A 24544-nucleotide genomic window follows, 5' to 3' on the forward strand; every position below is an offset into this window, starting at 1 on the left:
GCAAGCGTGAAAATGCGGGTCAGCTCATGCCGGATCCCATCCATACCGCGAGCGTGTGGCCGGTGCCCACCGACTGATCGGATTGCAAGCCAAGGCCGCATTGCTCCAGCGGCCGTCACCGGTGACCTCTTCAGCACACCAGTCAGGCAGAACCAGTGGAGCCGCAGCATCAGGCAACTCCACCTCCGCCAACACCAGGGGGGCATTCTCACCCTCAAAACAATCCAAAACCCAGTCGCCTCCAGGAAGAGCCAAGGCGTAGCGGGTTTTGGCCAAGCGATGGGGCGCCAGAGCCCACAAGGCCTCAGCATCAGCAGACGGAAGGTCGTACTCAAATTCATGGCGAGCGATCCCATCGGCCGGAGCTTTTAGCGTGAGCCATGCCCGGCCGTCAGCGCGCAGGCGCATGCGCACGGTGAAGCCTTGTTCACTCGATGCCAGATAGCCCTGACGTAGCGGCTGAGGCTCACCGGCGTGCACACGCCAGCCGGAACCACTGACCAGAAAACGACGTTCAATCTCAAGAGGCATCGCAGTGTCTTCAGTTGGGCGAAGGCATGCTGTCCACGAGGCTGCCGGCCCAGTGCAGTTTGCGCGCCAGGGTTCGGTAGTACGAGGGGGCTTGCTCCAACTGAACCATCAGCGCGTGATGGGGAGCTCGCTGAATGACACAGCATTCACCAGGCGATAAGACAGGACCGCTAGCTCCATCCTTCCAAAGCTTCACCTCGCGATACCCGTCTCCAAGAGGCCAGATCACCAGGCGAGCCCGCGGGGGAAGCACCACAGGCCTGCTGGACAGGCTCATTGGACAGATCGGACTGACGATGATGGCATCGATGCCTGGGTGGAGAATCGGCCCACCGGCGGCAACGGCGTATCCCGTGGAGCCCGTTGGCGTGGCCAGGATTAGACCGTCACCGCGGACTTGATCCACCACTTCACCATCAATTTCCAGCTCAAGCGTGCAGGTGGGCGCGAGATCCTCCTGATAAGGCCTCAGATAGAAGTCATTCAGGGCCCAGTGCCGCTCCGGCCCACCCTCGGCATGGTCAGGCAGTCCAGAAACCGGGCAGTGCAAATCATCACCACGATGCACAACCGCCTGAAGCATCATGCGGCGCTCCATGGCGAAGTGGTCATCCAACAGACGTTGCCAGAGCCCTTCGCGACGCAGCTGACCCGGCTCATGGGTCAGGAAGCCGAGATGCCCGCCAACGTTGAAACAGAGGATGGGCACGTCATGCACGGCCAGATGGCGAGCTGCACCGAGCACGGTGCCGTCACCACCCAAGACGACTGCCAGGTCTGGCAACTCAGGCTCTGATGCCAGCAGACCCGGGTAGGGGTCGGCAGTGAGACCACTCATGGCGACGGCGACCGTCACGCCGAGCTGTTCAAGCGCCGCAGCACAGGAGCGCGCTTCCTTTTGTGCCAAAGGACTTTCAGCCCTGTAGATCAGCCAGACCCGTTGCAGACGCATGGCAGGGGCGCCGGCCCTACCAGCGCAGAAGGTTGAAGCGTTCCATGTCCACTGTGACGCGGTTGCGGTAGAGCGACAAAAGAATGGCCAAACCAACAGCGGCCTCGGCCGCAGCCACTGTGATCACAAACACCGAAAACACCTGGCCTCGGATCAGCTGGCCATCCACATAGGAGGAAAACGCCATCAGATTGATGTTGACGGCATTGAGCATTAGTTCAATGCTCATCAACACTCTCACGGCATTCCTGCTGTTGATCAAGCCCCAGACACCTGTGCAGAACAGCACGGCTGCCACCAAAAGGTAGGCCTCAAGAGGAACAGAACCGGACAGCAGCTCAGAGAGCATGAGAAGGAGCAGGAATAAAGGATCAGGAAGGGGGTTGGTCCACCAGGAGTGGCGTCCGGGCTTTCTCGATCAGACCCTGATCAACCGTTTCACCGGTGCCGGGATCAACCGATTGCACGTCACGACGGGCCAGAACGATCGCACCGATCATGGCCATGAGCAACAGCACGGACGCCACCTCGAACGGGAGCAAGTAATCGGTAAACAGGTGCTCACCGATGCGGATGGTGGCGCCTTCTCCAATGGGCTCCGGCCCTTGGGTCCAAGGCGTCGTAACCACAACGCGGGTTAAGAGAGCGAACAGACCTGCGCACACACCACCAGACAGCAGGCGCCGGGTCGATAAGCCGGGAATCGGTGCCAGGTCTTCGCGTTTGTTCACCAGCATGATGGCGAACAAAATTAGGACGTTGACAGCGCCCACATAAACCAAGACCTGCGCGGCTGCGACGAAGCTGGCGTTAAGGAGCAGATAGAGCCCTGCAACAGCCAGGAATACACCCCCCAGCAGGAAAGCTGAGTAAACAATGTTGCTGAGCAGGACCACACCTAAGGCGCCCAGCACGACCACAGCACTGAGGACCAAAAAACAGATCAGCTGCGTTGAGGCTGCGATCGTCATTCGGCACTCTCCTTGCGAGCGGTGGATGCTGCAGAGGATTCTCCTCCATCCACGGCAGAGCCGGTGGTGGACTTCAACGAAGCCAGAACCTGATCAGGTCGCTGACCGGCACGAGGACGCTCGGGATCCACACCATGAGGGTCCATTTCCCCCGCCGGAAGGTAAGCAAGTTCCCGCAATGGTTGCACGGAAGGATCTGTGGTGACGCTCGTAGGAAGACGGCCGAGGGCGACGTTGTCGTAGTTGAGGCTGTGACGATCAAAAGCCGCCAATTCGTATTCCTCGGTCATCGACAGACAGTTGGTGGGGCAGTACTCCACACAATTCCCACAGAAAATGCAGACCCCGAAATCGATGGAGTAGTTGCGAAGCTCCTTCTTCTTGGTGGCCTTGTTCATCACCCAGTCAACAACCGGCAGGTTGATGGGACACACCCGCACGCACACCTCACAGGCGATGCACTTGTCAAATTCGTAGTGGATCCGGCCTCGATAGCGCTCGGATGGGATGAGCTTTTCGTAGGGGTATTGCACCGTCACTGGACGGCGCTTCATGTGATCGAAGGTGACCGCAAGACCCTGGGTGAGATTGCGCGCCGCATCGACCGCATCTCGGGTGTAGTCACCGACCTGTTTGAGGAAACCGAACATGGCCTGAGGGAGAGAAAACGGAGATGCCCTGGGGCACTGAGCCTAAGTACTAAAACCTAACCGCCGAATGCAACGGGGAAGGCCAGCTTGAGAGCGGCTGTGACGAGCAGATTGACCAGCGCCAGAGGGAGCAGAAATTTCCAACCGAGATCCAAGAGCTGGTCGATGCGGACCCGAGGAGTGCTCCAACGCAGGAGAATCGCCACGAACACCAGCAGGTAGGCCTTCAGCACGGTCATCACGATCCCGGTGGTGCCGGTAATCACCTGCACCAATGGAGCATCAACAGACTGCCCCAGCCATCCGGCCAGCCATTCGACCGGAACGGGGAAGCCCCAACCGCCCAGGTACAGCACCGAAACCAAGAGCGCTGAGAGCACCAAATTGATGTAGCTGCCCAAGTAGAAGAGGGCAAACTTCATGCCGGCATATTCGGTCTGGTAACCAGCCACCAATTCCTCCTCCGCCTCGGGGAGGTCAAAGGGAAGACGTTCACATTCCGCCAACGCACAGATCCAAAAGATCAGGAAGCCGACTGGCTGACGCCAGATGTTCCAACTGAGGATGCCAGCGCCGGTCTGCTGTCCAACGATGTCGACTGTGCTGAGGGAATTGCTCATCATCACCACGGCCAGCACAGCCAAGGCAAGAGGAATTTCATAGCTGATGGATTGCGCTGCAGCTCTGAGTCCACCAAGCAAGGAATATTTGTTGTTAGAGGCATAACCGCTCATCAGCAGGCCAATGGGTTGCACGCTGCTGAGCGAGATCCAAAGGAAAATGCCCACCCCAACGTTGCTGATCAGCAGGTTTTGGCCAAAAGGAACGATCAGCCACGACAGGATCACCGGGATGACCACGAGCACGGGGCCAAGGGTGAATAACAAGCTGTCGGCACGGGCCGGGATGATGTCTTCTTTGACCAGAAGCTTGAGGCCATCAGCAAGGGGCTGAAGCACGCCGAGGGCACCGGCATATTCAGGCCCAATGCGCTGCTGAACGGCCGCAGAGATCTTGCGCTCCAACCAGACCGTGACAAGCACGCCGACGACTGCCGCCACGAGCACAAGCAGCATGGGAAGGGGCAGCCAGATCAGGCGAGCCGCCTGTTCAGAGAGCCCAAAGCCTTCGAGGGCCTGGCTAAAGCTCCGTTCAAGATCGAGGCCTGGACTCACCAGTGCCGGTGCGCTGGTGGCGAAGAAGGTCACCATGTGCAGAGATTTGATGGATGTAACTTAAGGGCTGGTGGTTGAAACGCGGTCGTCTGGAGGCGTCCATCGACGCAATTGGCTCCCCGTGTAGATCTGCGAAGGCCTGAAGATTCGATTAGCTCCGAGTTGTTCCCGCCAGTGCGCCAGCCAGCCGGCCACCCTGGCAATGGCGAAGACCGGAGTAAACAAATCCCTTGGGATTCCCAGCTTCCGGTACACAAGTCCGGAATAGAAATCCACATTGGGATAGATCCCCTTCGGACCAAGACGTGTCTCCGCGGCTGCCTCCAGCGCCCGGGCGACGTCGTACATCTCATCGTGGCCAAAGCGCTCAAACATCTCCTCAGCCAGAGACTGAAGAATGACGGCCCTGGGATCCTTCACGCGGTATTCGCGATGACCGAATCCCATCACCTTGCGCTTGCTCGTCCTGGCCTCATCGAGGTATTCGGCAGCGCGATCGGGAGTGCCGATCTCTTCAAGCATGACGAGTACATCTTCATTCGCCCCGCCATGGAGGGGACCCGCCAGGGTTCCCACGGCGGAAGCCACCACGGCATAGGGATCCGTGAGCGTGCTGGCCGTGACGCGGGCACTAAATGTGCTGGCATTGAGACTGTGCTCAGCGTGCAGGATCAAGCATTGATCGAAGATCTTCGACGCCAGAGGATCCGGCTCACGCTCCATGAGCATGTAGAGGAAATTCGCTGAATAGGCCAGATCATCCCGAGGCTGAATCGGGTCTTGACCTTTGCGGATCAGCTGAAACGCCGCCACCATCGTTGGGATTTTGGCGATGAGCCGCACCACAGCGTCGTAGATGTACTGGGGGTCGTCGATGGCACGACGGGAATAGAAGAGCCCCAGGGATGCTGCACTGGATTGCAACGCATCCATCGGATGCCCATACGACGGAAAGCACTTCATCATGTCGCGCACACGGAAGCTCACCCGTCGGTGCATCTGCACTTCATGCTCGAAATCGCGCAGTTGCTGTGGTGTCGGCAGCTGCCCCCAAATCAGGAGATAGGTGGTTTCCAGAAAACTGCAGTGGGCTGCCAAGTCATCGACGGGATAACCGCGATAAGACAAACACCCTTTCTGGCCATCGATGTCACAGATTGAGGACTGGGTCGCAGGAACCCCCTCCAGTCCAGGACGAAACACAAGACCCGTGCGCTCATGGCGGATTTCGGCACTAGCGTTTTGATTCACCAACCCCCGCTTCTGCTGAAAAGCAACTTAGACGGAGCGGGGAAACAGAAACCGTGGCCTGAGCAACACCTGCAGATCCGCCATCCCACGCGGATCGTTGAGATCAGCGCGCCAACACAGATGACAGAACCCCGCTTTGCGCAAGCGCACCCCCCCTGGCCGAGCGCCGATCAGCGCTGACGCGAGGTCACCCAGGTCGGGCTCATGACCGACCAGCAGACAGCTGCCTTTCAACCCCCGCAGAACCGGCCACGGATCACCACCTGGCGCCAAGGGCTCGGCGATCTGAAACGAAGGCGCTAACCCAGCCCGGACAGCCTCCTGGGCCGTTTCCAGAGCTCGCCGGTAGGGACTGCTGAGCAGCACATCTGCCTCAATCCCCAGCTGTCGCAACTGACGCACCACGGTGCGTGTGCGCAGGCGACCTCGATCAGTCAACGCACGATCGGGGTGATCAAGTCCGTTGACACGCCGTTCTGCGATGCCATGACGCAGAAGTAGAAGATCAACCGAGTTGGAGTCGGGCACGCAGTCGCAGGCTGCTCACCTTTTCATCCTGGACAGGCTGATCCTCCTGGTCAGCTCCCCCCGCAATCGCCAACCCCTGGACAGCGGGAAGGAGAGACCGACCGGCCACCCCTTGCACCAACTCCCAGGGCCGCCACTCACTCAGATGGTCTCGACTGGGAGCAGCGGCCATTGCCAGCTGCTGCTCCCAGGGAGCCTGAGCGCCGCCTTGAAGTTGCTGCAACTGAAGAATCCGCTGGTTGAGGGTGCCCCCATCAGCGCGATGACGCAGGCCATCAAGCGTCTCTCCCCACCACGACACACCAGATTGACGTTCCAGCGCCACGGCCAGTTCTGCCTGGAGGGTCTCTTCACCATGACGACGCTGTCGGGCCAGACGGGTCCAGACCTGCAACGGTTGTCCGTCACTAGCCAGGGTCGACGCTGAAAGTCCAAGCTCCTGAAGGCGTTCATCCACCCGATTGGGCTCAGGACGATTGGGGCGCGTGCCGAGGATCCAGCCCTCATCCCCCTGTTGCCACAGAAGCGGACCGTCATCCAGACCGATCACTGCAGCAGCGGCACCGCTGTCAGAGGAGGCCAGCGATTGCTGGATGATCGGAGCGATCCACTGCGCTATCGGATCCTCGCTTCCTGCAGCGATCACGGCAGCTGGATCCGCCAGCATGGCCAAGGCATCGGCATCGCCGCCGGCAGAACGCAGCAAGGCATCGGCCTCAGATCCTTTGGCTGCACGAGGAATCACCGATTGGCGGAAACGCACCACGGCATCCAGACCCAGATCAGAGCTTTGAGGAGACAGCACAGCCACCATTCCCTCCAGATCCGGCCGGGAGGTGATGGAGCTCGGCACGCCGAGCCATCGATCCATGGCAGCAGGCTTGGCGGTGAGGATCGCTGCCCCTCGCCCGAAGCGTTGCAGATCTGACGCAAGTTCGGGATCACCAAGCTGGTGCTGACTGTCCAGCTGAGAGACATCCAGCGCCTGTTCAAGCGCACCGCGTCCAGACGCCAATAACAACAGATCGTCGTCGATCAAAGCCGTGGCGATCGGCTGTGGCTCACGGCCAAGCAGGGCACCACGACCACTGATCAGGCCCATGCCGCGATAGCGGGAAATCTGGAGATCGGTGCCAGCAAGGCTGCGGGTTTGCCAGAAGCGCTGAAGAAACCGTTTGGCCCCGTCTTCATCACGGCTCGACAGCGCCAACACCCAACCATCGGTGGGGGGAGCACCGGGTTGAGGAGAGGGTGCCTGCAACACGGACAAGCTGACCTCAGGGCCAATCCAACCGGACAATTCGCTGCTGAAATCAAGCCCCGCCAGAGCAAACGCTCCATCGCGCAGCTGACGCGTGCTCTCATTCACCAAACGGCGTTGTTGCACGGGAGCGACGGCCTGGGCGTAGGCCGGGACCTGCCGCGAATCCACAAGCCAGTGAAGCGTCAGCGCAGCGTCCCGAGGCATGAAGCGTGCGGCCCGCGGCAACGCAAGGGGTTGGTCAACGATGCGAAGCGGGCTTTGACGCGCCATGGCCCACCACACCCCAAGCGCAAGGGTGAGCAGCACCATCGCCGTAGCGGCCAGGGCCAGCAGGAACGAGCGTCCCTTCATGAACGGGCGGCGATGCAGATGAGTTCATCTTCTTCCATCCGCGGGGGACCGCCAGTCCAAGGCCAAACTGATCCCATGCAAGGACCCACCCCCAAGCCTCTGAAAGCGACTGATTTGGACGCCTGGCTGAACAACAGCCCTGAACTGACGCTGGTCGACGTGCGCGAAGACCAAGAACTGGCCATCGCGCCGTTTCCCCACACCGTGACGCACCTGCCCCTAAGCCAAGCGGAGGACTGGATGGGCGACGTCAACAGCAAGCTGTCTGGGGATGGGCCCGTTGTGGTGATTTGCCACGCGGGAGTGCGCAGCTGGAATTTCGGCTGCTGGCTGCTTCAGCAGCAGCCCTCAAGGGAGGTTTGGAATCTGGAGGGCGGAATTGACGCCTGGAGCGTGATGATCGATCCGTCCGTGCCCAGGTATTGAGGCCCGTGCGAAGGTTTTGAAGACCACATCTTGGTCATTGAAGGAGCCTTAACCAGGAAATCCTCCGTACGATCACCGCCAACTAAGTGACTGCTGTGGAGCTGCTGCCCCGTCGTCAACAGGAGGTTTTGCAGGCCACGGTGCACCATTACGTTGACACCGGCGAGCCGGTGGGGAGCCGCACGCTCGTGCAGCGCTTCGGCATCAACGCCAGTTCGGCCACCGTGCGCTCCGCCATGGGCGCTCTGGAACAACGAGGCCTGCTCACCCAGCCCCACACCTCAGCCGGACGCGTTCCTAGTCCCCAGGGTTATCGGCACTATGTCGACTGCTTGTTACCGGAGCCTGGTGCTGGGGCCCAGCACCTCGAGCGGGAACTCACACAGATCAGCCTGCGCTGGGCGGCCCTTGACGATCTGCTGCTGCAACTGGCCAGGCGCCTCAGCGACTTCACAGGCCTGATGAGCCTGATCACGCCACCGCAACGCTCCGAAAGCCAACTCCGAGCCATCCGTCTGGTGCCCAGTGAAGACCGTCTGCTGGTGATGGTGGTGGCGGACTGCAGCCAGGCCCATCACCTCAATCTGCGACTGCCCCACGGCAGTGCCCATCAGGTGGAAGCCCTGGAGCGATGGACTGACGCCCAATTGAAGGGAGGTGGCCAGCTCGACTGGAACTGCCTGCCTCAGCAGCTGCAATCCTGCGGCCAGGCCCTCCACGATGCGCTTCAGAGCCGGGATCCCTTGCTCAGCACCGGCGATCAAGGGGCCCTGGTGCATGGCGTGTCGCGCTTAGTGGCCGAACCGGAATTCAGTGAGAGCGACCGGGTCAGACCACTCCTAGAGTTGATGGATAGCAACCCCGCGGCCTTCGCTCCCAGCGATCAAGGCTTGGGCGGCCGTGTCTGGATTGGGGGAGAGCACCCCCAAACGGCCTTACAGCACTGCTCGGTGGTGCAGGCGAGTTACAGAAGCGGCGACGGCAGCACCGGCCAAGTGGCTCTGATCGGGCCGATGCGCATGGCTTATGCAACGGCTCGTGCGGCTGTCCAATGTGTCGCGAGAACTCTCAACCACCTACTGAGCTAGTTGCCGCGTTTCTCAATGCCGTGCCCTGAGCGATGCAAGATTCTCAGAAAGGCAACACCACGACGATTGATTGATGTCATGACCACTGACCCCAGGCGTGAAACACCTGAACAGCTGGGGCCAACGGCACAAGATTCACACCATCAAGGCATTCGATGGATTCTGGTGGAGTGAGTGGCCATCGTGCATCCCTCCAGACTTCAGATTTCAAAGAGCATCGCCGAGACGCTCTGCAACGGCATTGACATCCTTATCGCCGCGTCCGGAGCAATTGATCACAAGTTCTGTGCCCTGGGCCAGGGTGGGACAGAGAGTGTCCAGCCAAGCAAAAGCGTGAGCAGTCTCTAACGCTGGAATGATCCCCTCCAGACGACTGACCAGCTGCAGGGCCTCCAACGCTTGCGTATCGGTGACGGCGCCATATTCAGCCCGACCAATCTCGCGCAAGTAACTGTGTTCGGGGCCGACCCCCGGATAGTCCAGTCCGGCACTGATCGAATGGGCTTCCTGAACCTGACCATCCTCATCCTGGAGCAGCAGACTCATGGCGCCGTGGAGAACGCCGACGCGGCCTTCAGTCATGGTGGCGGCATGACGCCCTGTGGCCACGCCATCTCCAGCCGCTTCGACGCCGATCAGACGCACATCACGACATTCAACGAATGGGTGAAAAAGACCCATGGCGTTCGAACCACCACCGACACAGGCCATCAGCACATCAGGCAGGCGGCCGAAAGCTTCACGGCATTGCGTCCGGGTTTCTTCGCCGATCACGGCGTGAAAATCGCGAACCAACATCGGATAGGGATGTGGCCCAGCCACAGAACCCAGGATGTAATGGGTGGTTTCCACATTGGTCACCCAATCGCGGATGGCCTCGCTGGTGGCATCCTTCAAGGTTGCGGTCCCTGCCGTCACCGGCTGAACCGTGGCACCGAGAAGACGCATGCGGAACACGTTGAGCGCCTGACGGCGCATGTCTTCAGCACCCATGTAGACGACGCATTCCAGCCCGAAACGAGCACAAACCGTGGCGGTGGCCACACCATGCTGCCCAGCACCGGTTTCGGCGATGATCCGCTTCTTGCCCATCCGCAACGCCAGTAACGCTTGACCCAATGCGTTGTTGATCTTGTGCGCACCGGTGTGATTCAGGTCCTCACGCTTCAGCCAGATGCGTGGGCCGCCATCCGCTCTGCGGTAATGGGCCGTCAGACGCTCCGCTTCGTAGAGCGGGGTGGCACGACCCACGTAGGTCTTGAGCAGCCTGTTCAGTTCCGTGGTGAATGCCGGATCCTTCCAGGCCTCTGCCGCGGCCATTTCCAGCTCGGCAAGCGCTGGCATCAGCGTTTCGGGCACATACTGTCCACCGAAGCGACCGAAGCGACCGGAGGGCGCTGGCCGGGAAGTCACGGCCAAATCCTGGGCAGTGGGCTGAGGAGGCAGAGTGCTGGTCACGGGTGCAGCTGACCGCGTTAACGGCCGATGAAGCGTGCGGTCAGCGTAAGCAGGCGATCACGCGATGCCGCGGATCACAGGCGCTGATCTGCAGATCGTGAAAGCCAGCCGCCTTCAGTGCCGCTTCCATATCCAGGTTGAAGTACTGCTCGATGTAAGGCTCAGTGCTCTTCAAAAGCGTGGCCACGGCGGCGGGTAGACGCTGCAGCACGGACGACGCAGGGTCCTGATCAACCATCACCAACGCACCACCCGGACGCAACAGACGTGCGGCCTCAGCCAAGACCGCATGGGTGGCCTCCTGCGGCAGTTCATGGCAGACGAACTGCAGGCTGATCAGATCCAAACAGTCCGTAGGCAGACCTGTGTCCTCCGCTGCCGCATGCAACCAGCCATCGACGACACCCTGCGGATCCCGCACGCGGGCGACGGCCAGCATGTCTGGTGACAGGTCCAGTCCCTGAACGCGCGGACGGGGCTCCTGGCGCTCGTCCGCTCTTTGGTGCAGCCAGCTCGCCAGGTGCTGCGTGCTTACTCCAACGGAACAGCCCAAATCCAGCACCTGCGCAATGGATCCACCAAGCAGGGGAGCTACGGCCCTATGAATCGCATCCCGCAAGCGCGTTTGCGCCAAATCAGGCGAGAGCGCCTCGTCGGGCCAGATGCGCAACGCCATTGCGTCCGTGGCCTGCTCGGCTTCGGCAGCAGCCTGCCAACAGAGGTTCCCCTGCTCATAGGCATGGAAGCGAGCCAGGTAGTAAGGAGGCGGTAAGAGCCCCGGTGTCACGATGCGGGAGCGCCATGACGCAGCCGCCTCATGCAGCTCACGGCGACGGGCGCGCCAGGGAATGCCATTGCGTTCCGCCGTCCGGATGATCAGCTGACGGGCCTGAAAGAAGAGCGGACGCCTTAACAAGGCAATGCTGATCAGGCGTTCGATCCAGCGACCGAGACCCCGACTGGAATCAGCCCATTGGGGAGAAGGTGCGGAGTCGGTCATCACAGGGACGGCAGGATGGAGGACGGATGGATCAAAGCGATGCCTAAAGGAGGCTGGCAGGAATTCAGCAGCGCCGACAGTCTGAAGCGACCGACCAACCCAGCGGCCAACTCCATATCGAAGGCGCAGCAGACGGTGCGCGTTCAGCCCACGCGAGGCGGCAAGGGCGGTAAAACCGTCACCGTGATCCGGGGACTGGAATTGGATGCAGCCGGCTTCAAGAGCCTGCTCAAAAAGCTGAAAACACGAATCGGCAGCGGTGGTACGGCCAAGGATGGCGTGATCGAACTGCAGGGCGATCAGGTGGACCTCGCACTGGAGCTGCTCACCAAGGAGGGCTATCGACCCAAGCGCGCCGGTGGTTGATGGACAATGGCGGACCGAGATGGCGGACCGAAACCGCCGCAACCCATGACCGCTTCCTCCAGTTACGGCAAGCTCACCAACCAGGGCGCGTCAACCAACATCGCATGGCACCAAGCCTCCGTTGACCGGCTGGCCCGTGCTGGCCAGCGGGGACACCGCAGCGCGATTCTCTGGTTCACCGGTCTGAGCGGTGCCGGCAAAAGCACTCTGGCCAATGCGGTCAACCAGGCGCTGTTCGAGCGAGGGCTGGCGACCTACGTGCTCGATGGCGACAACATCCGCCACGGACTGTGCAAAGACCTGGGCTTTTCCGATGCGGATCGAGAAGAGAACATCCGACGCATCGGTGAGGTCTCGAAACTGTTCCTGGATGCCGGAACGATTGTTCTGACCGCCTTTGTGTCGCCATTCCGGGCTGACCGCGACAAGGCCAGGGCCCTGGTAGCTGATGGAGATTTCATTGAAATCTTTTGTTCAGCCGACCTGAGCGTCTGCGAAGAACGCGACACCAAGGGGCTCTACGCCAAAGCCCGCGCCGGTGAAATCAAGGAATTCACCGGGATCTCCAGCCCTTATGAGGCGCCCGAAACACCGGAACTCTCAGTCGACACCGGTGCCGCGGATCTGAAGGACTGTGTAGAGCAGGTGGTGAACGCTCTGATCTCCAGGGGCATCATTCCGACCCAGAGCTGAACTCCCCTGACGCCAGGGGAATCCCCTGGCGCGCGGCCCAGGCATCCACAAGCGTCTTGAAGCTGCTGGCGACAGGCACCGCCAGCAGCAAGCCAAGCAAATCGCCGAATCCATAGAGATCTCCAGCCTTGGCGCCCAAAGGCAGCGCAATCAGCAGCCAAGCCGGCTGCAACCCCACGATGCTTCCCATCAATCGGGGCTGGATCACCTGATCGACAACCTGACCCACCAGGATGGCGGCCACCAGAATTTCAAGTCCTGTGCCCAGGTCTTGGAAGGCCAGCAGACCGCTGACCGCAACGATGGTGAAGGCGCTGGCATAGGGGATCAGCGTCGTGAAGCCGATCAGCACCGCAAACAGAACGCCGTAGGGAATCTGCAGAGCGGTGAAGACGACGATCTGACCCAGGGCCAGGATCACGGCCAACAACACCTGACCGGCGAAATAACCACGGAACGTGCGCACCATGGTGCGCACCACCAACTCACGCCATTCCTGCGGCAACCAGCGGGCAAGACCTGCCGTGATTGCCTCACCACCGAGTAGAAAAAACACCGCCAGCACCAGAACGATCACGGTGTTGATCGTGGTTCCGAGGGTGGCCCCGAGAATGCCCAGCAACCTCTGGCTCAACTGACTGGCCAGACTGCTCAGGCGGGTGAGCAGGTCACTGCTGAGATCACCGAATTCACTGGGCAAACCACGCTCGGCGGCCCAATCCTGCAAACGATTGACAAGAGCCTCCGACGACGCCAAAAACCCGGGTAAGGCATTGATCAGCTGGCCGAGCTGATCGATCAGCAGCGGCACGAGCGTGACACCGGCGAGGGCCAACGCACCGATGGTGAACAAGGTCACCATCACGATCGCGAGCCAGCGGGGCAGCCCTCGCCCCGTGAGCCAGCGGCAGGGGATGTCGAGCAGGAAGGCGATCAGTGCCGCAGTGAGGAACAAACCCGGGAACGGCGCCAGCGGCACCAGCAGCTGACGAAGCACATAGAGGTTGAGGGTGAGCAACGGCAGAGCCAGCCCCCAGCGCATCCAGGCCGGCCAGGTGGTCATTGCTGCAATGCGGCGACGTTCAAGAGGGGCTGAGCTTTGAGGAGGCGTTCACGTCATGGCACCAGAAAGCGAGCCAGGCTGCAATGCCCAGAAATTTCGCCCCCTCCTCGAACAGCTGAACCGTTTCGTAGGACGCCGGAAACACCCCCTGGAACGCATCAATCAGCACTGAGGAACCCAGCAGGATCACTGCGAGAACAAATGAATCGCCTCCAAACCGTCGCAAGGCTCCGCGAAAGCGAACCAGCAACAAAACGCTGAACACCGCATAGGTGACATAGAGGAATGACTCGCCCAGATAACGGTCATGGACCAGGAACATGTCATCGAGGCAGAGCCAGAGCGAGAAGCCACCGCCACAGAACGCGACCTGTCGATTCACCACAGGCCCTTTGATCTGACCGGTGAATGCAGCGAACAGGGCGATCGCCGCTGCAGCCATCCAAAGCAGGTAGCCGACGCTTGAGAGAAATCCCTGGCCAAGAGGCGCACCGCAATCCTGAGCCAGATCACGCAGCACCTTGGTGGAACTGATGCCTTCCGCCGCGCTCCAGCTGAGTGCCACCACGTAGATCACAGCCGCTGGCAGGAGTGCCTTCAGCAGCGAGGGTCGCAAAGTGGATGCTTGGCGACGTCGCATCAGCTCATCTGGTCGAGATAGTCCTGACTGCCCAACTGCATCAGGCGTGAGTCCTTGGTCACCACCATGTCGTGAAGCGACTGGCGATAGGTCTCCAGCCGATCAGCCAACGCCCCACCCTCCACCGCAAGAATCTGGGCAGCCAGCAATCCTGCATTCAACCCGCCGCCGATCGCCACCGTCGCTACGGGGATGCCCCCCGGCATCTGCACGATGGAGTGAAGGGAATCAACGCCAGAGAGCGCACGGCTTTGCACTGGCACGCCGATCACCGGCAAGGTGGTCAGAGAGGCAACCATCCCAGGCAGATGGGCGGCGCCTCCAGCACCGGCCACGATCACCTTGAAACCACGCTCTCGGGCCTGCTGCGCGAAGGCCACCATTTCCAAGGGTGTGCGGTGGGCCGAGAGAACCCGCACCTCGACGGTAATCCCGAGCTGCTGCAGGATCTCAACCGCTGGATGCAGGCTAGGCAGATCGGAATCACTGCCCATGATCACGGCGACCTGTGGCGTGACTTCTGAATCGGAGGAAACGGAGGACGACACGGGAACGAGCAAGAACCGGGTGGACAGCAAGACTGCCATCGTCCCGCACCGGCATCAGCCGGCCCACCTGCATGCGTCGGATCACTGATGTGCGGCTGCCGCAACGTCCGGGACATCGTGACGACACTGGCCTGCACTGGCTCAGCGTCGATGACCAAGGACACATCGCAGCCACGGGTCCCATGCCGTCCGGTCGCGCGATGGCAGGCGAAAGCTGGGCAGGAGATCGCCTCAGTCCCCGGGGCATCGACCTGCAGATCAACGGGGGACTCGGACTGGCATTCCCCGAACTAAACGAACGCGATGTGCCAAAGCTGGAACAGCTCTTGGAGCTGCTGTGGCGCGATGGCGTGGAGGCGATTGCGCCCACGCTGGTGACCTGTGCTGTGGAGCCTCTGCGCCATGCATTGATGGTGCTGCGTCAAGTACGCGACAGGCACCAACCCGGACGATGCCGCCTACTGGGGGCACATCTGGAAGGCCCTTTTCTGGCGCATGCACGGCGTGGAGCTCACCCCGCCGAACACATCGCGGCCCCAAGCCTGCAGGCCTTGGAGGAACGCATTGGTGGTTTCGAAACAGACATCGCCCTGATCACCTTGGCGCCGGAACAAACCGGCAGTCAGCAGCTGGTGCAACGCCTCGGCGCCCTGGGAATTATCACGGCACTGGGGCACAGCACGGCCGATGCCGACCAGGCTGCGCAGGCCTTTGATCAAGGCGTGCGCATGCTCACCCACAGTCTCAACGCCATGCCTGGGCTGCACCACAGAGCTCCAGGGCCGGTGGGAGAAGCCTGCAGGCGAGGCGATGTTGCCCTGGGCCTGATCGCTGATGGCGTGCATGTTCACCCCACCATGGCGGTGCTGCTGCAACGACTTGCAGCGGATCAACTGGTGCTGGTGAGCGATGCGCTGGCGCCCTATGGACTCAATGATGGCGTCCACCGCTGGGATGAACGGGTGCTGCTGGTGCGCAACGGCACCTGCCGGCTCGAGGACGGCACGCTTGCGGGCGTGACGCTTCCGCTGTTGGAAGGGAGCTGCCGTTTAGCCCAATGGAGCGGTGATGCGGATGGGGCGATCTGGGCCGCCACCATGGCGCCACGATTCGTTCTTGATCCAACAGCCGCTGAACCAAAGCTCATCGGCACAGCCTTGAACAACCTGCTCCGCTGGCATTGGAACGAGCAGGACCAACAACTGAGCTGGCAGGAGGCTGCTTAGGGCAGGAGGCTGTTCAAAGCAGAACGCGGCTGAGAAACGACAAGCTGCGTAGGATCCCGCCGACGCAAACCCTTCCGCTATGGCCCCCGATCAACTGCTGGAGCAGAAACAGGCCGAGAAGCGAGAGGTGAAGGGCTACTTCGAAACCACGGGTTTCGATCGCTGGAACCGCATTTACAGCGACAGCGATGACGTGAACAAGGTGCAGCGCAACATCCGCATCGGTCACCAAAAAACCGTGGATGAAGTGCTGGCCTGGATTAAGGAAAGCGGTGAACTCAACGACGTGAGTTTCTGTGATGCTGGCTGCGGCGTTGGCAGCCTCAGCCTGCCGCTGGCATCCATGGGTGCCGGCTCGATTAACGCCAGTGACATTTCCGAAGCCATGGCCCAGGAAGCGGAGCGCCGAGCCCGCGAAGCTGGCCTGGACATGGCCAAGCTCAACTTCTTCGCTAGCGACCTCGAAAGCCTGAGTGGCTCCTTTCACACGGTCTGCTGCCTGGATGTGTTCATTCATTACCCCCAAGAGCCCGCGGAGGAGATGGTGAAGCATCTCTGCGGCCTCACGGAGCAGCGGCTGATCGTGAGCTTTGCGCCTTACACGCCCCTGCTGGCACTGCTGAAGGGGATCGGCCAGCTGTTCCCAGGCCCCAGCAAAACCACCCGCGCCTACACCCTCAAGGAAGACGGCATCGTCAAAGCCGCGGAAGCCTGTGGCTTCAAGTTGGTGCGCCGAAGCCTGAACAAAGCCCCCTTTTACTTCTCCCGCCTGATCGAGTTCCGCAAGGCTTGAGGTCTCGCTCGAGGGCGCAGTTCATCCAAAGGACTCTCCCGGTTCGCAGCACAAAGCCAAACCACCCAGAGACAAGCGCCAGGCATGGAGCCGGTAACCACCGTCTCCCGGCGTGGCCTGCCCGTTGACTTGTTGGTTTTTGAGATAAAGCGGATCGCCGAGAAGAGGTGATCCCAGTTGCGCAAGGTGGATCCGAATCTGATGCGGACGTCCTGTGGTGATGGCCACTTGGAGGCGATCACCGTCGGAACTCCGCTCCAGAAGGCTGACTTCGCTATGAGCTGGAAGACGACGGCGAACGGTCACGTCGGCTGGAGGCTCCGGCCCCCACACCCAGCCGAGGAGCGGGTGAGGCCTTTCAATCACATCGGTATCCACACGCAACGCCGCCCCAGGTTCCAAGTCCTTCACCCGGTGCGCCCAGGCCTGATACAGCTTGCAGCTACCACCATCCGGCCGCAACGCACGCGACAGCTTGGCGCGGGTCTCGCCACGACGGGCGCACACCTGAAGACCAGAGGTGAAGCGTCCCAGCCGATGCACAGGTTTGGGCACCTGCTCCTCACCAGCATCACGGCAGCGCTGAGCTAGCAACCGCTCCAAGGTGTGGTTCAGAAAGCCACCCCCTGGTATCACCGGCAAACCAGAGGGCTTGTGGATCACCAGCACATCACCGTCATCGTGAATCACAGTCCAGGCGTCGGGGATGGCCGGCTCCACCCATGGGGGTCGTGACCAGAGCAACTCAGCCGCAGCGGGCAGTGGCTGGTCACAGACCAGAAGTGCGCCATTGAGGCGAAGTTCACCGCGTTGAATCCTCAGTTTCCAGTCTTCAGCCGACGAATGACGATGACGGTGCGCTAGCAGGGCAGAGACCATGCGTCCCTGGTCGCGCTGACCGGTGCGGTCGCTGTAGGTCCAGCCCTGATTGAGCGCCGCTGGACGCCATCCCGCAGCGGACGCGACCTGCGAGGAGATCACTCCACGAGCCGATGCTGCAACGCGTAGCGCACCAGCTCAGTACGACTGGAGGTGCCGGTCTTGATGAAGAGCCGACTCACGTATTTCTCCACGTTGCGAATCGATGTTTCCAACTGACGCGCAATCTCTTTGTTCATGAGGCCTTCAGCCACAAGTTGGAGAACACTCGCCTCTCTGGGCGTGAAATTGTGCTGCACAGGTTCAGTGGAAGGCAGCGCTTCCGCCTGCGCCAGCAACGATCGAATCTCGGTGATCTGTTTGGCCATCTGCCCCATATCAGCGTCGGCAAAACGCGCAGCCTCCTGAAGCAAGCGTTGCTGCCGTTGGGCCACGTTGCTGACGCGAGCCACCAACTCATCCGGGTCGAAGGGCTTGGGGATGTAGTCATCCACGCCGGCGAGATAGCCCTGAGTGCGATCCGCGGTCATGCCCTTGGCGGTCAGAAAGATCACCGGGGTGCCGCCGAGACGTTCATCAGCCCTCAGCTTGTTGAGCAGTCCGTAGCCATCCAGCCGCGGCATCATCACATCACTGATCACCACATCCGGAAGCATTTGCTGAGCTTTGGAGAACCCGTCTTCTCCATCGACGGCCGTGGTGACATCAAAGCCCTCGTCTTCGAGGTAGGCCTGCACAGCAGAACGCAGACCTGGTTCATCATCCACCAGCAACAGACGCACCGAAGGCTGCTCGGACTGGGATGTGGTCATGGCCAGACCTCGTCTTGGCGGAATCTAAGGGCGTCAGGGTGCTGGCAACCGCAACACTTCCTCAGATTCAATCAGCTGGGTGGAATAACCCAGTCCTCTGGCCTGCTCTCCCAGGGTTTCTGGTTCCTTGCCGGCCAAGGTGGGGTGGCAGGCCGCCCACCACACCAGATGATCCTCACGGGTTGAAAGGCGCAGCGGCCCACCGGGATTGAGTTTCCTGATGTAGATCGCGTCGTTGTCACGGGTCATCCGCAACGGCTCCTCGCGACTGCAGCTCACCGATTCGGAAGGAACCACCAGATCATCGGCGTATTCCTGCCACAACTTGAATCGCCTGAGCTCCGGATCCGTCGGATCCTTGCTGATGGCAAAGATTCCAAGGGTGTACGCATTGGCACCATCACGTTGATCCAGCACCACGAGGTCCACAGGACGCATGGCCTTCATCTGCTCCAGCAACGACTCACGATCAACCGGAACAGCCTGAACGGCAGCAGAACCCATCAGCAGGCTCAGACTGGAGATCCAATAAACGGCACGCATCACGACAGTCAGTGAGTCATCCCATGCTGCCAACCCCTGCCGAAGGATCGCTCAACACCGGTGTGATCAACCTCGACCACCAAGCCACCACCCCCTGCCATCCTGCCGTGATCGAGGCGATGGAGCCCTGGTGGCGAGAGCAATGGGGCAATGCCTCAAGCCGCCAGCATCGCCTTGGGCTGACGGCAGCCGCAGCCGTCAGCTCCGCCAGGAAAGTCCTGGCCGACAGCCTCGGAGTCGAAAGCGACGAGGTGATCTTCACCAGTGGCGCCACCGAAGCCAACAACCTGGCACTGCTCGGCCATGCCCGGTTTCGCGCCCGTGCCGAAGGAGGCCCTGGGCACTTGATCAGCGTGGCCAGCGAGCATCATGCGGTGCTCGATCCTCTGCAGCAACTCAGGCAGGAAGGCTTCGAACTGACGCTGCTCACGCCCAGGCCCAATGGCCTGATTGAGCCGACGCAGCTGGAACAGGCGATCCAAGCGAATACGCAGCTGGTGAGCGTGATGGTGGCCAACAACGAAATCGGTGTGATCCAACCCGTGCAGGAGCTGAGCACGATCTGCCACAACCATGGGATCACCATGCACACGGATGCGGCGCAGGCCTACGGACACCTGGCGCTGAACATGCAACGCCTGGGTTGCTCGCTGCTCAGTGTCAGCGCCCACAAATTCAACGGTCCCAAGGGGATCGGGGCTCTAGTGGCGCGGAAAGGGACCGGTCTTGACCCCCTGCTCTGGGGCGGTGGTCAAGAGCAGGGGCTACGGCCAGGGACCCTGCCGGTGCCGTTGATCATGGGACTGGCTGCCGCCGCAACCCTGGCCACGGCTGATCGGGCGGCGCGGCAGACGCGGCTCGGCGTGCTGCGTGATCAGTTGTGGCATGACCTGAAACAGCGCAACCCTGATCTCCTGCTGAACGGGGCGCTGCACCCACGCCTAGCCCACAACCTCAACATCACTGTGCCCGGGATCTCAGGGAGCCGCCTGCAGCGCGCGCTGAAATCCAAATTGGCCTGCAGCAGTGGCTCAGCCTGCAGCCGCGGGGCGCCCTCCCATGTCCTGCGTGCGATCGGGCGCAATCGCAGCGAAGCGGAAGCCTCGCTGCGCCTGAGCCTTGGCCGCGACACCACAGCCACTGACATCGAAAGCGCTGTGACCATGGTCACAGAGGCGATTCAGGCGGGTGCGATGGGCTGACCTTGAAGCCACCTTCGATCCAAAGTCGGAAAAGCTGCCAAAGCGGCGACGTTCCGCTCAGGATGGAGCGTTCCCCAGGACCGAGACCCTGGCTGGCAAACGACTTGATGTGCTGAAAGCTGTGGAGGATGGCTGGACCGCCTTCTGACAGTCAGCTTGGCCTTTCGTGCTGTTCGCGCTGCTGTACGGAGTGTTGGCAACGCTGTCCCAGCAACTGCCCGAGTTTCTGCTCAAACGCACGAGCAATCCCTCACCCAGCGCTGCGGTGGTCAGCCTGATTGTCTCCATGGTGGGCAGCATCCTGATCAGCCTTTGGGGGGCCATGGGTTTGATCCGAGACGCCTGGAAAGCACTGGACGGCCAAAAGCCTGCCTTTTCAGACATGACGCGTTGGGACGGCGATGCCGCAGGACGCCTCTTCATCAATCAGATCGTTCCGATCATCCTGGGCCTGATCATCGGCGGGATCTGCACCGCCTTGATGGTGGGCTTATCGCAGGAGAATGGGGTTCTCGGCTTGATCCCTTTCATCACGGCAGCCGTGGTGTCCATCTACCTCATGGTGAACCAAACCTTCCTGCCGTTCCTCGTCCTGCTCCCGGATGAATCACCCATGAACAACCTCGGATGAGGCAGGGAGTTGGTGAATCCGTCCAAGGGGTTGGTGCTGCTGTTGCTGATCGTAGAGATGGCGATTCTGTTGCTCGGCGCGGTGTTGTGCGGTGTGGGCCCGCTCGCTGCGTTCCCGGTGACGCTGTGCGTGTCCACGACGGCTTACAGGCAACTCTTTGGCGACACCGACAACACCGCCTTCCTGGGCTAGCAACCGCCTGCTTCAGTCTGGGTGTCGACGCCTGGCCAGTCGCAGCTTGGCGCTGCGACTGCGGGCATTCCGCTCTTGTTCAGCGTCGTTGGCGATCAGGGGCTTGCGTGTGATGCGCTGCAGGCGTTCATCGGAAAGAAAGGCCGTCTTGACGCGCCTGTCTTCCAAGGAATGAAAGCTGATGATCGCCATCAGCCCTCCCGGCTGAAGCCAGCCAGGAGCCTTCTCAAGCAGCTGATCGAGGACCCCGAGCTCATCGTTAACGGCGATGCGCAGGGCTTGGAAGGTCCGAGTCGCCGGATGAATGCGCCCGCGGCGCGCCTTGGGTGGGTAGCAACCCGCGACGGCGTAGGCCAAAGCGGCTGTGCCGGAATAGGCGCCACGATCGTTCAGATCCGCCTTGATGCGACGGGCAATCCGCCTGGACAGTCGCTCTTCGCCGTAGCGATAGATCAGATCAGCCAGGTCCGATTCCTCCAATCGTGAGATCAGATCAGCCGCCGTTTCGCCACCACCTCCAGGGTTCATGCGCATGTCAAGGGGGCCATCCAGGCGGAAACTGAATCCCCGTTCCGCTACATCCAGCTGCGGACTGCTGACCCCAAGATCCGCCAGCAACAGTGCGACCGGTTCGGAAGGGGCGTAATCCGCGAAATTGGTGGCCACGATTGTGACCCGATCGGCAAAGGACTCCAGACGTTGGGCTGCTGCGGCCCTGGCCGTGGCGTCCTGGTCGAGCCCCACCAAATGCAGCGCTGGATAACGATCCAGCAGCAATTGGCTGTGCCCCCCACCGCCGAGCGTGGCATCCACAAACAAACCGCTCTGCCAGTGATCACTAGGGTCTTGAGCCAGCGCTTGGAGAAGCGGTTCCGCCAGAACTGGCACATGGGTGAAGGTCTGATCGGACCTGGAAGGCAGATCGGGCATGGGTCCTTCCTAAGATCTCATCACCAACGTTGTTCCTCGGCCCCATGACGCAGCTGGAAACGCGCACGGAGCCGATGGTGGTCAACTTCGGCCCGCACCATCCGTCCATGCATGGGGTGCTGAGGCTGGTGGTGACGCTCGACGGCGAAGACGTGGTGGATTGCGAGCCGGTGATCGGCTACCTACACCGCGGCATGGAGAAGATTGCCGAGAACCGCACCAACGTGATGTTCGTGCCCTACGTGAGCCGCATGGACTACGCGGCGGGCATGTTCTACGAAGCGGTCGTGGTGAACGCGCCCGAGAAATTGGCCGACATTCCCGTTCCCAAGCGCGCCAGCTACATCCGCGTGTTGATGCTGGAACTGAACCGCATTGCCAATCACTTGCTTTGGCTTGGCCCCTTCCTCGCCGACGTCGGTGCTCAGACACCTTTCTTCTACATCTTCCGGGAGCGGGAGATGATCTACGACCTCTGGGAAGCCGCTACCGGTCAACGCCTGATCAACAACAACTACTTCCGGATTGGTGGTGTGGCCGCCGATCTCCCCTGGGGGTGGCTTGAGAAATGCCGCGATTTCTGTGATTGGTTTGGCCCGAAGATTGACGAATACGAAAAACTGATCACCAACAATCCGATCTTCCGACGGCGAATTGAAGGCCTGGGCGTCATCGGCAAAGAGGATGCAATCAACTGGAGCCTGTCGGGGCCAATGCTGCGGGCCTCCGGGGTGCCGTGGGACCTGCGCAAGGTGGATCATTACGAGTGCTACGACGATTTCGACTGGGACGTGGCCTGGGAGAAGGAGGGTGACTGTTTCGCGCGCTATCGGGTGCGGATCGAAGAGATGCGCCAATCCCTCAAGATCCTGCGCCAGGCCTGCGAGATGATTCCGGGCGGCCCGACCGAAAACCTGGAAGCCAAGCGCATGGCGGAAGGCAAGGACAGCGAATTCGCTGGCTTCGACTATCAGTACGTAGCCAAAAAAGTGGCTCCCACCTTCAAGATCCCCAACGGCGAGCTCTACACCCGTCTGGAATCAGGCAAAGGCGAGATCGGCATATTCCTGCAGGGGAATAACGACGTCACACCCTGGCGCTTCAAGATCCGTGCCGCTGACTCCAACAACCTGCAGATCCTTCCTCACATCCTCAAGGGACACAAGGTTGCAGACATCATGGCGATTCTGGGGTCGATCGATGTGATCATGGGATCGGTGGACCGCTGATTTGCTGACCCAGTCATTCGTTGCCGCTCTCGACCAGTCCCTGCCGTGAGCCAACGAACCCTGGCCAAATCGTCTCGCCCAGAACATCAGGGTTCAGCCGAGAGACAGAGAAAAAAGAAGCAATAAATAAGGCGGAATTGGCCAATACTGCTTCGACAAGAATGCCGGCATTCGCCTGATCCAAACCATTCACTCTGAAGTGCTCAATGTGCCCTTCGGTGTGGCAACTACAACGGACGGGGTTGGCCTGGCCGACCCCGTTGTGACGCCACTCATTGGTCCAGTGGACCCTCTGTTTTGAGCGTTCCTGATCAGGTCAGGCGAGATCAGATCAGCCGCCGGTGCTCATGCCGGCTGAGCCACAACAGCACCACCACCAGCACGGGCGTCTACACCCCTGCGTCTTGCAGCAAAAAGCGCACCAGCCCTGCCATTCGCTTTGTGATGCACTAATGCCAAGGTGACAGTGCGCTGCCGTAAGAACAACAGCCGTGATGACGTCACCCGCCTGGTTACGACTGCGCCGTGTGGTGCGCTTCGGAGACACCGACGCGGCCGGCGTGATGCATTTCCATCAACTGCTGCGCTGGTGCCATGAAGCCTGGGAAGAAAGCCTTGAGGCCCAGGGCATTGCCACCGAATCGGTGTTCCCCGGCTGCCGCGGCCAGGAACGCTGGCCTGACGTGGCGTTGCCGGTGGTGCACTGCCAAGCGGACTTTCTTGGACCCGTGCATGGCGGTGATCAACTCAGCGTGCACCTAAGCCCACAACGGCTGGATCCCAGCAGCTTTGAGGTGCAGTATCGATTTCTGCTGAGGGATCAGGATGTGGCCCGGGGATGCATCCGCCACGTGGCCATCAGCACCGAGACCCGACGGCGTTGCGCTCTGCCCGACACGGTTGAACGCTGGCTAGAAGCGGCCCAGATCGGACGGATCAGCGAACTTTGAGGCGTTGATCGCCAGCCCCTCGACGAGACGAGCGGCCCAAAGCCCACACCAGAGCGGTGATCTGCACGGGCAACATGGCCAGCGCCAGCATCAGAGGATGGAAGCCGGTGTGACCCAGCTGCGACCACAGCGCGCCACTGACGCCCGCCGCCACAACGAGCCACTGGGTTGGAAGTGCAGGGGACAAGCGCTTCGTTGGCAT

The 24544-nt window shown here is 61.0% G+C and carries 32 protein-coding genes; 12 read left to right on the forward strand and 20 right to left on the reverse strand.

Going from position 1 to position 24544, the window contains the following annotated elements:
* Nucleotides 1-24: 24 nt before the first annotated feature.
* From SynA1825c_RS11985 to SynA1825c_RS12025, 9 genes are read right to left on the reverse strand one after another with little or no spacing between them, the layout of a single operon-like run.
* The gene (locus SynA1825c_RS11985; RefSeq protein WP_186469494.1) at nt 25-531 is read right to left on the reverse strand and encodes a CYTH domain-containing protein; all 507 of its coding nucleotides are present in this window, start codon (nt 529-531) and stop codon (nt 25-27) included.
* A gap of 10 nt (nt 532-541) precedes the next feature.
* A complete protein-coding gene (locus SynA1825c_RS11990) occupies nt 542-1483 on the reverse strand; it encodes an NAD(+) kinase (RefSeq protein ID WP_186469495.1) in 942 nt (313 codons plus the stop codon).
* A 16-nt stretch (nt 1484-1499) separates the two neighbouring features.
* A complete protein-coding gene (gene nuoK / locus SynA1825c_RS11995; RefSeq protein ID WP_186469496.1) occupies nt 1500-1832 on the reverse strand; it encodes an NADH-quinone oxidoreductase subunit NuoK in 333 nt (110 codons plus the stop codon).
* A gap of 22 nt (nt 1833-1854) precedes the next feature.
* Nucleotides 1855-2454 (reverse strand): NADH-quinone oxidoreductase subunit J, encoded by a 600-nt coding sequence (locus SynA1825c_RS12000; RefSeq protein ID WP_186469497.1) that lies wholly within the window; start codon nt 2452-2454, stop codon nt 1855-1857.
* Entirely contained in the window at nt 2451-3104 is a 654-nt protein-coding gene (ndhI, locus tag SynA1825c_RS12005; RefSeq protein WP_186469498.1) for an NAD(P)H-quinone oxidoreductase subunit I, read from the reverse strand. The genes SynA1825c_RS12000 and ndhI overlap by 4 nt, the downstream gene beginning before the upstream one ends.
* A 56-nt stretch (nt 3105-3160) precedes the next feature.
* Nucleotides 3161-4279, reverse strand: a complete 1119-nt coding sequence (nuoH, locus tag SynA1825c_RS12010; RefSeq protein WP_186471203.1) for an NADH-quinone oxidoreductase subunit NuoH — start codon at nt 4277-4279, stop codon at nt 3161-3163.
* A 60-nt stretch (nt 4280-4339) separates the two neighbouring features.
* Nucleotides 4340-5533 carry a citrate synthase gene (locus SynA1825c_RS12015; RefSeq protein WP_370593750.1) on the reverse strand — a complete coding sequence of 398 codons (1194 nt, stop codon included), beginning with the start codon at nt 5531-5533 and terminating at the stop codon, nt 4340-4342.
* Nucleotides 5534-5557: 24 nt separating this feature from the next.
* Nucleotides 5558-6058: a histidine phosphatase family protein gene (locus tag SynA1825c_RS12020; protein WP_186469500.1), complete on the reverse strand. Its 501-nt coding sequence runs from the start codon at nt 6056-6058 to the stop codon at nt 5558-5560.
* Nucleotides 6036-7673 carry a DUF3352 domain-containing protein gene (locus tag SynA1825c_RS12025; RefSeq protein WP_186469501.1) on the reverse strand — a complete coding sequence of 546 codons (1638 nt, stop codon included), beginning with the start codon at nt 7671-7673 and terminating at the stop codon, nt 6036-6038. Before SynA1825c_RS12025 ends, SynA1825c_RS12020 begins: the two co-directional genes overlap by 23 nt.
* A gap of 75 nt (nt 7674-7748) precedes the next feature.
* Between SynA1825c_RS12025 and SynA1825c_RS12030 the strand changes: the two genes are divergently transcribed.
* Nucleotides 7749-8099: a rhodanese-like domain-containing protein gene (locus tag SynA1825c_RS12030; protein ID WP_186469502.1), complete on the forward strand. Its 351-nt coding sequence runs from the start codon at nt 7749-7751 to the stop codon at nt 8097-8099.
* A gap of 95 nt (nt 8100-8194) precedes the next feature.
* A complete protein-coding gene (gene hrcA, locus SynA1825c_RS12035) occupies nt 8195-9187 on the forward strand; it encodes a heat-inducible transcriptional repressor HrcA (protein WP_186469503.1) in 993 nt (330 codons plus the stop codon).
* Between the two features lie 207 nt (nt 9188-9394).
* On the opposite strand, the gene trpB is transcribed toward hrcA, so the two are convergent.
* Both trpB and SynA1825c_RS12045 read right to left on the reverse strand, forming a co-directional pair.
* The gene (gene trpB / locus SynA1825c_RS12040) at nt 9395-10645 is read right to left on the reverse strand and encodes a tryptophan synthase subunit beta (protein ID WP_186469504.1); all 1251 of its coding nucleotides are present in this window, start codon (nt 10643-10645) and stop codon (nt 9395-9397) included.
* A gap of 40 nt (nt 10646-10685) precedes the next feature.
* Entirely contained in the window at nt 10686-11645 is a 960-nt protein-coding gene (locus SynA1825c_RS12045) for a class I SAM-dependent methyltransferase (protein ID WP_186469505.1), read from the reverse strand.
* A gap of 39 nt (nt 11646-11684) precedes the next feature.
* Here SynA1825c_RS12045 and SynA1825c_RS12050 point away from each other — a divergent pair, with 39 nt between their 5' ends.
* Both SynA1825c_RS12050 and cysC read left to right on the forward strand, forming a co-directional pair.
* Entirely contained in the window at nt 11685-12011 is a 327-nt protein-coding gene (locus SynA1825c_RS12050; RefSeq protein WP_186469506.1) for a translation initiation factor, read from the forward strand.
* Nucleotides 12012-12056: 45 nt separating this feature from the next.
* Nucleotides 12057-12704 (forward strand): adenylyl-sulfate kinase, encoded by a 648-nt coding sequence (gene cysC / locus SynA1825c_RS12055; RefSeq protein WP_186469507.1) that lies wholly within the window; start codon nt 12057-12059, stop codon nt 12702-12704.
* On the opposite strand, the gene SynA1825c_RS12060 is transcribed toward cysC, so the two are convergent.
* Genes SynA1825c_RS12060 through purE form a run of 3 tightly spaced genes read right to left on the reverse strand, consistent with a single transcriptional unit; the run spans nt 12685 to nt 14994 of the window.
* Nucleotides 12685-13767: an AI-2E family transporter gene (locus SynA1825c_RS12060; protein WP_186469508.1), complete on the reverse strand. Its 1083-nt coding sequence runs from the start codon at nt 13765-13767 to the stop codon at nt 12685-12687. The genes cysC and SynA1825c_RS12060 overlap by 20 nt on opposite strands.
* Before the next feature lie 19 nt (nt 13768-13786).
* Nucleotides 13787-14407 carry an oxidoreductase gene (locus SynA1825c_RS12065; protein ID WP_186469509.1) on the reverse strand — a complete coding sequence of 207 codons (621 nt, stop codon included), beginning with the start codon at nt 14405-14407 and terminating at the stop codon, nt 13787-13789.
* Nucleotides 14407-14994: a 5-(carboxyamino)imidazole ribonucleotide mutase gene (purE, locus tag SynA1825c_RS12070; RefSeq protein ID WP_255476960.1), complete on the reverse strand. Its 588-nt coding sequence runs from the start codon at nt 14992-14994 to the stop codon at nt 14407-14409. The genes SynA1825c_RS12065 and purE overlap by 1 nt, the downstream gene beginning before the upstream one ends.
* 32 nt (nt 14995-15026) lie before the next feature.
* Between purE and SynA1825c_RS12075 the strand changes: the two genes are divergently transcribed.
* Both SynA1825c_RS12075 and bchM read left to right on the forward strand, forming a co-directional pair.
* Nucleotides 15027-16181, forward strand: a complete 1155-nt coding sequence (locus SynA1825c_RS12075; RefSeq protein WP_186469510.1) for an N-acetylglucosamine-6-phosphate deacetylase — start codon at nt 15027-15029, stop codon at nt 16179-16181.
* 79 nt (nt 16182-16260) lie between these two features.
* Nucleotides 16261-16974 (forward strand): magnesium protoporphyrin IX methyltransferase, encoded by a 714-nt coding sequence (bchM, locus tag SynA1825c_RS12080; RefSeq protein WP_186469511.1) that lies wholly within the window; start codon nt 16261-16263, stop codon nt 16972-16974.
* A 21-nt stretch (nt 16975-16995) separates the two neighbouring features.
* Here bchM and SynA1825c_RS12085 read toward each other — a convergent pair whose 3' ends face one another.
* The 3 genes from SynA1825c_RS12085 to SynA1825c_RS12095 are packed head-to-tail and all read right to left on the reverse strand — an operon-like array spanning nt 16996 to nt 19208.
* Nucleotides 16996-17955, reverse strand: a complete 960-nt coding sequence (locus tag SynA1825c_RS12085; protein ID WP_255476961.1) for an RNA pseudouridine synthase — start codon at nt 17953-17955, stop codon at nt 16996-16998.
* On the reverse strand, nt 17952-18665 hold the full coding sequence (locus SynA1825c_RS12090) for a response regulator transcription factor (RefSeq protein WP_186469512.1): 714 nt from the start codon (nt 18663-18665) through the stop codon (nt 17952-17954). The genes SynA1825c_RS12085 and SynA1825c_RS12090 overlap by 4 nt, the downstream gene beginning before the upstream one ends.
* A gap of 33 nt (nt 18666-18698) precedes the next feature.
* Complete coding sequence (locus SynA1825c_RS12095; protein ID WP_186469513.1) at nt 18699-19208, reverse strand: hypothetical protein; 510 nt, start codon at nt 19206-19208, stop codon at nt 18699-18701.
* A gap of 23 nt (nt 19209-19231) precedes the next feature.
* Between SynA1825c_RS12095 and SynA1825c_RS12100 the strand changes: the two genes are divergently transcribed.
* From SynA1825c_RS12100 to SynA1825c_RS13720, 3 genes are all read left to right on the forward strand, one after another.
* A complete protein-coding gene (locus tag SynA1825c_RS12100; protein WP_186469514.1) occupies nt 19232-20410 on the forward strand; it encodes a cysteine desulfurase family protein in 1179 nt (392 codons plus the stop codon).
* 166 nt (nt 20411-20576) lie between these two features.
* Nucleotides 20577-21041: a hypothetical protein gene (locus tag SynA1825c_RS13715; protein WP_255478386.1), complete on the forward strand. Its 465-nt coding sequence runs from the start codon at nt 20577-20579 to the stop codon at nt 21039-21041.
* Between the two features lie 9 nt (nt 21042-21050).
* Nucleotides 21051-21233 (forward strand): hypothetical protein, encoded by a 183-nt coding sequence (locus SynA1825c_RS13720; protein WP_255478387.1) that lies wholly within the window; start codon nt 21051-21053, stop codon nt 21231-21233.
* A 12-nt stretch (nt 21234-21245) separates the two neighbouring features.
* Here the strand turns inward: SynA1825c_RS13720 and rsmH are convergent, their stop codons facing one another.
* Nucleotides 21246-22163: a 16S rRNA (cytosine(1402)-N(4))-methyltransferase RsmH gene (rsmH, locus tag SynA1825c_RS12110; protein ID WP_186469515.1), complete on the reverse strand. Its 918-nt coding sequence runs from the start codon at nt 22161-22163 to the stop codon at nt 21246-21248.
* A gap of 44 nt (nt 22164-22207) precedes the next feature.
* On the opposite strand from rsmH, the gene SynA1825c_RS12115 reads away from it, so the two are divergent.
* Nucleotides 22208-23392 (forward strand): NAD(P)H-quinone oxidoreductase subunit H, encoded by a 1185-nt coding sequence (locus tag SynA1825c_RS12115; protein WP_186469516.1) that lies wholly within the window; start codon nt 22208-22210, stop codon nt 23390-23392.
* A gap of 13 nt (nt 23393-23405) precedes the next feature.
* On the opposite strand, the gene SynA1825c_RS12120 is transcribed toward SynA1825c_RS12115, so the two are convergent.
* Nucleotides 23406-23576, reverse strand: coding sequence for a hypothetical protein (locus tag SynA1825c_RS12120; RefSeq protein WP_186469517.1), 171 nt, complete (start codon nt 23574-23576; stop codon nt 23406-23408).
* 113 nt (nt 23577-23689) lie between these two features.
* Here SynA1825c_RS12120 and SynA1825c_RS12125 point away from each other — a divergent pair, with 113 nt between their 5' ends.
* Together SynA1825c_RS12125 and SynA1825c_RS12130 are read left to right on the forward strand one after the other, a co-directional pair.
* The gene (locus tag SynA1825c_RS12125) at nt 23690-23845 is read left to right on the forward strand and encodes a hypothetical protein (RefSeq protein WP_186469518.1); all 156 of its coding nucleotides are present in this window, start codon (nt 23690-23692) and stop codon (nt 23843-23845) included.
* Nucleotides 23846-23886: 41 nt separating this feature from the next.
* A complete protein-coding gene (locus SynA1825c_RS12130; RefSeq protein ID WP_186469519.1) occupies nt 23887-24342 on the forward strand; it encodes a thioesterase family protein in 456 nt (151 codons plus the stop codon).
* Here SynA1825c_RS12130 and SynA1825c_RS12135 read toward each other — a convergent pair.
* Nucleotides 24329-24544 carry a hypothetical protein gene (locus SynA1825c_RS12135; protein ID WP_186469520.1) on the reverse strand — a complete coding sequence of 72 codons (216 nt, stop codon included), beginning with the start codon at nt 24542-24544 and terminating at the stop codon, nt 24329-24331. The genes SynA1825c_RS12130 and SynA1825c_RS12135 overlap by 14 nt on opposite strands.

The organism is Synechococcus sp. A18-25c (assembly GCF_014280035.1).
Classification (GTDB): domain Bacteria; phylum Cyanobacteriota; class Cyanobacteriia; order PCC-6307; family Cyanobiaceae; genus Synechococcus_C.